This is a genomic window from Nostoc sp. UHCC 0252 (assembly GCF_034931145.1).
Taxonomy (GTDB): Bacteria; Cyanobacteriota; Cyanobacteriia; order Cyanobacteriales; family Nostocaceae; genus Nostoc.
Map to the genome: position 1 here is coordinate 1 of NZ_JAYGHE010000050.1, position 9713 is coordinate 9713.

9 protein-coding genes are annotated in these 9713 nt (G+C 43.4%); 5 read left to right on the forward strand and 4 right to left on the reverse strand.

What is annotated here, in order from left to right; genetic code table 11:
• Window positions 1–129 precede the first annotated feature (129 nt).
• The 3 genes from VB732_RS23750 to VB732_RS23760 all read left to right on the forward strand — a co-directional run bounded on the left by VB732_RS23750 (window position 130) and on the right by VB732_RS23760 (window position 3876).
• On the forward strand, window positions 130–1845 hold the full coding sequence (locus VB732_RS23750; protein ID WP_323233358.1) for a serine/threonine-protein kinase: 1716 nt from the start codon (window positions 130–132) through the stop codon (window positions 1843–1845).
• Between the two features lie 3 nt (window positions 1846–1848).
• Window positions 1849–2529 (forward strand): dethiobiotin synthase, encoded by a 681-nt coding sequence (gene bioD / locus VB732_RS23755; RefSeq protein WP_323233359.1) that lies wholly within the window; start codon window positions 1849–1851, stop codon window positions 2527–2529.
• Window positions 2530–2658: 129 nt separating this feature from the next.
• Window positions 2659–3876, forward strand: a complete 1218-nt coding sequence (locus VB732_RS23760; protein ID WP_323233360.1) for a M20 family metallopeptidase — start codon at window positions 2659–2661, stop codon at window positions 3874–3876.
• A 35-nt stretch (window positions 3877–3911) separates the two neighbouring features.
• Here VB732_RS23760 and VB732_RS23765 read toward each other — a convergent pair whose 3' ends face one another.
• The 3 genes from VB732_RS23765 to VB732_RS23775 all read right to left on the reverse strand — a co-directional run bounded on the left by VB732_RS23765 (window position 3912) and on the right by VB732_RS23775 (window position 5266).
• On the reverse strand, window positions 3912–4355 hold the full coding sequence (locus VB732_RS23765; protein ID WP_069070167.1) for a type II toxin-antitoxin system VapC family toxin: 444 nt from the start codon (window positions 4353–4355) through the stop codon (window positions 3912–3914).
• A 2-nt stretch (window positions 4356–4357) separates the two neighbouring features.
• Complete coding sequence (locus VB732_RS23770; RefSeq protein ID WP_323233361.1) at window positions 4358–4630, reverse strand: DUF2281 domain-containing protein; 273 nt, start codon at window positions 4628–4630, stop codon at window positions 4358–4360.
• Between the two features lie 204 nt (window positions 4631–4834).
• On the reverse strand, window positions 4835–5266 hold the full coding sequence (locus VB732_RS23775; protein ID WP_323233362.1) for a serine/threonine protein kinase: 432 nt from the start codon (window positions 5264–5266) through the stop codon (window positions 4835–4837).
• Window positions 5267–5588: 322 nt separating this feature from the next.
• Here VB732_RS23775 and VB732_RS23780 point away from each other — a divergent pair, with 322 nt between their 5' ends.
• Entirely contained in the window at window positions 5589–6908 is a 1320-nt protein-coding gene (locus tag VB732_RS23780; protein ID WP_323233363.1) for an acetyl ornithine aminotransferase family protein, read from the forward strand.
• A 3-nt stretch (window positions 6909–6911) separates the two neighbouring features.
• Window positions 6912–7826, forward strand: coding sequence for a DUF1338 domain-containing protein (locus tag VB732_RS23785; protein ID WP_323233364.1), 915 nt, complete (start codon window positions 6912–6914; stop codon window positions 7824–7826).
• Between the two features lie 176 nt (window positions 7827–8002).
• On the opposite strand, the gene VB732_RS23790 is transcribed toward VB732_RS23785, so the two are convergent.
• A complete protein-coding gene (locus VB732_RS23790; RefSeq protein ID WP_323233365.1) occupies window positions 8003–9535 on the reverse strand; it encodes an AAA-like domain-containing protein in 1533 nt (510 codons plus the stop codon).
• Window positions 9536–9713 lie beyond the last annotated feature (178 nt).

Below are 9713 nucleotides of genomic sequence, written 5' to 3' on the forward strand. Positions count from 1 at the left end.
CTGCCCCCTGCCCCCTGCCCCCTGCCTCTTTCGAAAAATTACATAAGAGACTTAAAGCGTGACATTGCGTATACTCCTAACTGGGGGTAACTTCCCTCCTCAGTTGCTACTACACTCAATCAGTCGATCATGCAACCACCGATTACAGTTGGCACTGTCTTGCAAAACCGTTACCGCATAATTCAAATTCTCGGACAAGGAGGATTTGGTAGAACTTATCTGGCAGAAGACCAGAGGCGTTTTAACGAACTTTGCGCGATCAAGGAATTGATTTCAACAGCAACGGAGGCTGCGGCTTTAGAGAAGGCACAAGAGCTTTTTCACCGAGAAGCTGCCATTTTGTATCAAATTGAACACCCGCAAGTGCCTAAATTTCGGGAAAGATTCGAGCAAGACGAGCGCTTGTTTTTGGTGGAAGATTATGTTGCAGGTCAGACTTACCGCAATCTGCTGGATGAACGGCTAGCTGTTGGTAAAACTTTCACAGAGGCTGAAGTATTGCAACTGATACAGTTACTATTGCCTGTTTTAGAGCATATTCACAGCCGAGGGATTATTCACCGCGATATCTCGCCAGAAAATATTATTTTGCGAGATAGTGACGCTAAACCTGTGTTGATTGATTTTGGGGTAGTAAAGGAACTAGCAACACGTTTGCGATCGCCAGAGAACGCAATGCCAGAAACCACCGTGGGAAAATTAGGCTACTCTCCTAGTGAACAAATGCAAACAGGAGGTGCTTACCCTAGTAGCGACTTGTATGCATTAGCGGTGACTGCGGTTGTTTTGCTGACTGGTAAAGAACCAAAGGAGTTATTTGATGAAAACCAACTTACTTGGCATTGGCAGCGATGGGTAAAAGTAAGTCCGCGATTTGCGATAGTGTTGAATCGAATGTTGAATCATATACCGAGCGATCGCTACCAAAGTGCTGCTAGTGTATCTCAAGCATTACAACCTTTAGAACAAGTCAGCCTTCCTCCCCTGAATGCATCTAACTTGCAGACAATGGCTGTTGGTCGTCGTCCTGACCCAGTAACGCCACCAGGTTCGCCCAAGAAACGACCCGATCCTGTGATTCCACCAAGTCCCACTACTTCACTCTTGGATAATCCGTTAGCGATCGCGGCAATTGCCATTGCTGTAATAATCGTTGCCGGATTTGGTTCTTGGGCACTGGTAAGTTCTATCCGTAATCAGTCAAAATCATCATCAACTGAGACGCTTCCACAAGATTTCCCTTCACCAGTTATTTCTGGCGGTACTACATTCACGTCCACGCCCACAGCCACCAGCGAACCTGTTGTATCTAGTAGGCGGCTCGACCTTACAGCATCTAACCCAGCCACAGTTACAGATACTCTCAAAACAAATCAAATTATCCGGTATACTTTTTTGGGGCAAGAAGGTGACAAGTTAACTGCGTTTATTGAGCCAGGAAGCAACGTATTGCTAACAGTTTTAAGTCCCAATGAACAACCACTTGATAATAATACTCAGCCAGTAACAGCTTATGAAGGCACGTTGCTAGTTTCTGGTAGATATACTATTGAGTTAACGCTGGTTTCGGGAGTTGCCGAAAGCAATTACAACCTGAATGTTTCATTAGAAACACCAGTTAAAGCAGTACCTACAGAGACACCCTTCCCAATTCCCACAGAGACACCCTTACCAATTCCTACAGAGACACCGATTCCAATTCCTACAGAGACACCCTTCCCAATTCCTACAGAAACACCCTTCCCAATTCCTACAGAGACACCAATTCCAACTCCAACCACTGGTGAAACGCCAACTTTTCCGCAGGTTGATGAAACACAGCCATTTTCTGGCCAACGAAACTAATTAATGTTAAACACACTATTGATTACTGGAACTGATACTGAAGCTGGTAAAACTGTTTTAACAACAGCATTAGCAGCCTATTGGCAAAAATATTACCCGCAGCGTAGCTGGGGAATCATGAAACCGATTCAATCAGGGATTGGCGATCGCGAATGGTATCAAAAGCTATTCGCGCTAAAACAATCTTCAGAAGAAATTACACCGTTGTACTTTGATGCACCTTTAGCGCCTCCTATCGCCGCCGCACGAGAAAACCGCCAAGTCGATTTAGGGGTGGTTTGGCAAGCTTTATCTAAATTGCGATCGCAACGTGATTTTTTGCTTGTAGAAGCTTTGGGAGGTTTAGGTTCGCCAGTGACTGACGAGTTAACCGTAGCCGATTTAGCGGGAGAATGGCGTTTACCAACGGTATTAGTAGTACCAGTTAGATTAGGTGCGATCGCTCAAGCAGTGGCGAACGTCGCATTAGCTAGGCAATCGCGCATAAATCTTAAAGGCATTGTTCTGAACTGTGTACAACCTCGAACTGATGCAGAAATAGCCGACTGGACACCACAGCAATTGATTCAATCACTAACTAATACCCCGGTTTTAGGTTGTTTGCCTTATTTCGATAACTTGAGTGATTTAGATAAACTTGCTCAAGTAGCATCAGATTTAGATTGGGAAACACTGACATTTTGAATGGGGAATGGGGAATGGGGAATGGGAAATGGGGAATTGGGAATTGGGCATTAATTTTCTCCCCATGTTCCATGTCTCATTCCCTACAATAAATTAAGTTAGCTGTACTTCAATTAGCTTGTCTTTATAATGGTTTCTACCTTTCCCAATTCCTCTTCTGTTAATCTATCTCGCATCCGGTTGGCAATTCGTTCATTGCAACCGCAATTGGTAGAGTGGCGGCGGCGATTGCATCAACAACCAGAGTTAGGTTTTCAAGAAAAACTGACGGCTGAGTTTGTATCACGAAAGCTGCAAGAATGGGGAATTGAGCATCAAACTGGCATTGCTCACACTGGCATTGTTGCCACCATTAAGGGTAACAAATTAGGTGCAGAGAAAGTTTTAGCGATTCGGGCAGATATGGATGCTTTGCCCATCCAAGAACTTAACGAAGTGCCGTACAAATCGCAGCATGATGGAGTGATGCACGCTTGTGGACATGATGGACATACTGCGATCGCATTAGGTACAGCTTACTATCTCCAGCAGCATCGCCAAGACTTCTCCGGTATAGTAAAAATTATCTTTCAGCCAGCCGAAGAATCACCAGGAGGCGCAAAGCCGATGATTGAAGCTGGAGTGCTGAAAAATCCTGATGTTGACGCAATTATTGGTTTGCACTTGTGGAATAACTTACCCTTGGGAACAGTGGGTATACGGGCTGGGGCATTGATGGCAGCTGTAGAGTCTTTTAATTGCACAATTTTGGGTAAAGGTGGACATGGCGCACTACCGCATCAAACTGTTGATTCTGTAGTAGTTGCTGCCCAAATTGTAAATGCTCTGCAAACCATTGTCGCCCGAAATGTGAATCCCATTGATTCGGCTGTGGTGACAGTGGGCGAACTTCATGCTGGAACTAAGGGAAATGTGATTGCTGATACAGCGAGAATGAGTGCTACCGTCAGGTATTTTAATCCAAGTTTGAAAGGCTTTTTTAACCAGCGCGTCGAGCAGATTATTGCTGGAATTTGTCAAAGTCATGGTGCGAATTATGACTTAGAATACTGGGCACTTTATCCACCAGTAATTAATGATATTAAGATAGCCGAATTGGTGCGAACTGTAGCAGAACAAGTGGTAGAAACCCCGTTGGGTATTGTGCCAGAATGTCAAACTATGGCTGGTGAAGATATGTCATTCTTCTTGCAAGAGGTTCCTGGTTGCTATTTCTTTTTAGGTTCTGCAAATCCAGAGAAAGATTTGGCGTATCCTCATCATCATCCCCGGTTTGATTTTGACGAAACCGCGTTGGGAATGGGTGTGGAAATATTTGTTAGATGCGTGGAGAAGTTTTTTAATTGAGTGGGTGTAAATTAGATTTTTTTACCCTGTTTAATTTACACCCAACTTTCCCAAGAAATTTCTCTGACTTGCCGCATTCGCTCAAAGTCGCTATCAGATGAAACAAGAGTCAATGAATGACGTAAAACTGTAGCAGCTATCCAGAGGTCATTTTCACTAATACCTATGGTATTTAGTTTGGTTGTTTTGCGTTTATTTTTTTCTTTTGGGCCGAATTGCTTGATAATTTCTGATTTAAAATCACCGTATATTTCTGTTGTTTCTTTATCGATCCCGTATAGGTTAATTCGTTTGAGAAATGCATTAATTTTTATTAAATTAGCAGCTTTTTGATGTGAGTTTTGTGCCATAAAGTGCAACTCACCAGCAACAATAACACTAGTTGCTAATTGTACCTGACCAAGCGATCGCAAGTGATTTACAACGCTAGGCACACCTTCCATCAAGAAGGAACAGTGATTAGTATCTAGTAGATACATAATTAAAATTCTAGAGGCATCCGACTATTATGAACTAGTTGCAGGCATTCTCTAATATCTGAACCTTCCCAACTACCGACAAATTCTAATAAATCTTCAGCAGTAGAACCTGTTAAGGTATGCTCTGTTGTAAGCATCTGAGCAAATTGGCTATCTGAAGATATGCTGTTTGTTTGATGTTTGGCTTGCAAAAATTGCACAAAATCTAAAATTTCCTGTAATAAGGGTTCAGGTAATTTTTCTAGTTCTTGATTAATTTGTTCCTTAGTAGTCATTATTGTCCCTGTGTTTACAAGGTTGAAAAACTGGGTATTGAATTTATATTTTAATCTAATAATATTGATTGTGGCTTTTTGTGTTTGCAAAGCGTGCGCCTGAGTACCTCGCTTATTTAAACAGTGCCAGGTAACGAAAATCTAGAACCCGCAAGGCTTCGTGGAAATATCTTGTTCGCAAAGTTTTAAAAATCTCGTAAACCTTTATAGATTAAAATGTAAAAATCCTTGTTCATGCACTACAATGAGTGCTTTCCCAATTTGTTGAATATAATCTACAGCCTCTTTTGCTGGGAGAAATCCTCGCGGTTGGACAATCTTGGCTAAATTATCTCCTAGAATATGCTCCATGACCATGCATTTTAAATCACCTTCCTCGAAGGTATCAATGACTTGGACAATATTCGGATGTTTGCATATTGCTAGTTTACGGGATTCATCTGCAAAACCTGATTTTAAGCGATCGCGGTCTTCGTTACTTAATTGATTCAGCAAATTGGAATCCAATGTTTTAATCACAACTTCCTTGCCATCCCGATCCTCAGCAAGATAAGTAATAGCAAAGTTCCCTTGTCCTAACTGTTGTTTAATTTCATACCGATCGCGGTGTAACTTTTGTCCAGATGCCCAAGTCATTGGTTGATTATCTCAGAGACTTATATTAATTTTTGCATATAGCAGTTTTCCTGTGGATGTAATACAGATTCTCTCAACAAATCTTCTGTAGCTTACACCCTGACATCTAAAAGTGAGGCTGTGATGCTTTAAAAAATGTAATATGACGCGATCGCAGAAGTTGTGTTATAAACACGGGCAAAGTCTTACAAAATACCAAAATCTTGACTATGAAGCTTTTTCGGTAAATGCGTAATTCCTATACCAATGGCATCAAATGCTACTGTAACCAATCAAGCTTTAGCGTTTAATCTTCAGTAATCTTTAAAAAATAGAAAAAATAATGTTAAGTATCCCTATTAACTTAAATTTACCTCGTACACCCCATTTAATAACTTCCTTGCCTGGGCCTCTAGCTCAAGCAATTGTACAACGCGATCGCGCCGTAACTTCTCCTTCTTACACCCGCGATTACCCGTTAGTTGTATCTCGCGGACAAGGTTGTATGGTAGAAGATGTGGATGGCAATGTATTTCTGGATATGACCGCAGGTATAGCCGTTACCGCCACCGGACACGCCCACCCGCAAGTTGTCAAAGCAATTCAAGAACAGTCTGAACGTCTGCTGCACATGTCAGGGACGGATTTTTATTATGAACCGATGGTGGAATTAGCGGAACAACTAGCGATTCGCGCCCCTTTTCCTCAACCACAGAGTAATACTGCGTTTCCCGCAAAAGTATTTTTCACTAATTCCGGGGCAGAGTCAAACGAAGGAGCGATTAAACTAGCTCGATATTACACCAAGCGATCGCTAATTGTGGCATTCTTAGGTGCATTTCACGGACGCACTTATGGCGCAATGTCTCTCACTGGTTCCAAAGTAGTGCAAAGAGCTAATTTTGGCCCTTTAGTTCCTGGGGTGACACATATCCCTTATGGAACTCACGCCAGCTTAGATTACCTGGAAGAACAGCTATTTGGGACAATTTTACCACCGCAAGAAGTAGCCGCGATCGTAGTTGAGCCGATTCAGGGAGAGGGTGGGTATATCGTACCAGAGGATGGTTTTTTAAAACGGATTCGGGATATTTGCGATCGCCACGGTATTCTGATGGTAGTGGATGAAGTGCAAGCGGGAATGGGGCGGACTGGTCGCTTATTTGCGATCGAGCATTGGGGTGTGATGCCTGATATTATTACAACTGCTAAAGGTATTGCCAGTGGTTTGCCATTAGGTGCGATACTTGCCAGACCAGAGTTAATGACTTGGCCTCCAGGTTCTCACGCTACCACATTTGGCGGTAATCCCGTAGCTTGTGCGGCTGGTATTGCCACACTGCGATTGTTAGAAAGTGGTTTGATGGCAAACGCTACCCAGATGGGAGAATTCTTACAGGTTAGTCTTACCGAGTTGCATCAAAAATTTCCTAGAGTATCGCCGCCGCGAGGTAAAGGTTTGATGGTTGCGGTAGATTTATTAGATGAACAAGGTAATCTAGATCATAAATTGCGCGATCGCATTATCCAAGAAGCTTTTTTACACGGTTTATTATTGCTAGGTTGTGGTAAAGCTGCAATTCGTTTCTGTCCCCCTCTAGTTATCGACAGCGACCAAATTCAAATAGCCCTTCAGATTATCAGTAATATTTTAAGTTCTTAAAAAATGACAAATAAAATTGCCCTCAATTTATGGAAATTACTCTGGCAAGAATACAGCACCAGAGTAAATCATGCCCGTACCTACCAGCAAATGATTACTGCTGCGGGTGGGACTGTCGCCAACGACCACATCGCCTTTCGGTCTTTGCGTTTATTAGTAGATAGTCCGCAGGGTCAAGTTAACTTAGGAATTGACTATCTCGCACAACTTGCAGAAGCTTTAGGTTATGTAGCGGCTGGAGAGTATAATTTTGCTCAAACTCATCTCTATGCCCGTCATTATCGTCATCCGCAGCAAGAGAAATTGAACTTACCCAAACTTTTTATCAGCGAGTTGATTGTTGATGAGTTGCCTGTTAATATTGCTCAACTCATCTCAAAAACAGTATCTGCAATCCCAGATAAACTAACCTCACCCCTTACTCTTCTACAAAAAGATGGGAATATTGAAACCATTGCCAAACAACTCCAGCAAGTCTTTACCCGTCCTTGGCTACCTCCCCAGCGTTCTGTTGTCGAAGAGGTGAATCAGGTTACTCAGTATGGGGCTTGGGTATTACTGCACGGATATGCTGTCAACCACTTTACAGGCTACGTCAACGGACAGAACACCCTAGAATATCCAGATATTGATACTACCGCGAGTGCTTTGGCTAATCTGGGTGTGCCAATGAAAGCAGAGATAGAGGGAAATGTTGCCTGTGGTTTGCGCCAAACTGCAACTCAAGCGGTAACGGAAATGGTGACAGTATTAGATGATAACAGTGGTGCAGAAATTCAGATTCCTTGGACTTACGCCTATTATGAAATTGCCCAGCGCTATTTAGTACAAGTTGAGTCTGGAAAGCAGATACTTTTTGATGCTTTTTTAGGAAGTAATGCCCAGCAATTGTTTGAAATGACTCGTCTATCTAAATAGCCCAGAGTCAGTTTCACAAATTCGGTTAACCCAGGAGACGCGATAAATCGCCGTCTCTACCAAAGTATGTGTTGCAATCATTACCTCCTGCTCCCTGCCCCCTGCCCCCTGCCCCCTGCTCCCTGCTCCCTGCCCCCTGCCTCCTGCCCCCTGCCCCCTGCCTCCAAACCCCTGTATCAACACAGATGCTCCCGGAAATACTCAGCGTAAAGTTGACAACGCGGTAACACCATACGCCCTTCTCGACGCACTAAACCTGCACCCCGGAGGCGAAAGAAAATTCGTTCATCTTCGCAGATATTCTGGCGAATTATTTGGAACATTGCTTGAACCAATTCTTGTTTGTTATGCAACCGAAAGAGATGATTACGCAGATGATTGCCAAAGGGGCCATTATCAGTGGTGGCTTTGGCAAATAGTTCGGTTGCAGAGAGGCGTTGGCTAGCAACTGAGTAGAGTGCAAGGCGGATTAAGTAAGGATGTCCCCCTAACAACGCCATTAATTGCTGTTCTTGGTTGGAGTTGAAGGGGGAATGGTGACGGCGGTTGAGGTCAGCCACTTGTGAGGCGGTAAAATCTTCTAAATCAATTACTTGCCCAACATTAAAAGGAGATTGGTTGAGATTATCTATTAACTGGTAGGGTTCGGTAGAAGTAACCAGTGCTAAATCCAGTTGCTTCCAAATGGGTGCGGTGGCGCGGCTATTGTGCCAACTTCGCAGCATTCCAAAGAAATCAGAGCGAAAATCAGTATCAAAAACCCTTTCAACTTCATCCATCGCCAAAACAAGAGGGTTGCCAAACTCCTTTAGTAAGTAGCGGCCGACATAGCGGGTACAGCGCTGACTATTGCCCAAGGGCATATTCCAATATGCATCTACTTTATCGGTCATTGCCAGTTCATCAGTTAACCAAGTACAGAACTGGCGAAAGAAGAGGTCGGCATTAGTTAAGGCGGCTTTGTCAAACAATTGGAAATCCAGCAAAGCAACTTGTTTACCTGCATTCACAGCAGTATTAATTGTGCGGATTAGGAGTGAACTTTTGCCCATTTGCCGGGGGCCTTTGATTGTAATTGTCACACCTTGGCGTTCAATCGTTTGCAAAGCAAGTGCATCAGATGAGCGTTCCACATAAAAGTGAGATTGCGATTCCATTGTCCCTTCCGGCATTTCCAGCAAGACGGGCTGGGCTGAAGGAAAGGGATGAGGTAGGGGTGACGGCTGACTTATTTGGAGTAAATCTGCCTTAGATTTTTCTTCACCAATAGCCAATGTACCGCCAGAGATAACTTGCAACAATTCATCTATCAGGCGGGGTGTATCTTCTTCATCTTTCCAGAACGCCCAGTTAATTCCATTTAGATAGGCACTCAAGGGATAGACAAACGGTTCTTGATAAGCCAGACGCACAGGGAGAATCACCGGTCGTCCTTGCTGTGATTTTGCCAAATGGTGTGCTGTCTCGATTTCTGCCACCACCATCTCGCTTTGGGTTGACCAGGCGGAAAGAAAAGTAATCAGAAAATCAGCTTGGCGGATTTCTGCTTCAATACGTTCAGCCCAGCGTGTGCCAATAGACATCGTTTGGTCGATGAAGACTTTGTGTTGCTGCGATAGCGCCTGGAAAACTTGCGATGCTACTGTATCATCTGGGTGAACATTACGCTTATAGCTGATGAAGATACGTTTAGCCTGTGAATTTGACATTGCTATAGGAATTCGGTTTGATTTGGAGAAGTTAGTTGGTTTAGCAGGCAATAGGCAAGAGGCAAGGGGAAAGAAGGATTTTATTCACAGTGGTATCAATTAGATACACTCTACTACAGCGTAGTTGCACGCAATTACCGACAACGCAAAAAAATTGTCTACGAGTATCAAAGCCTCA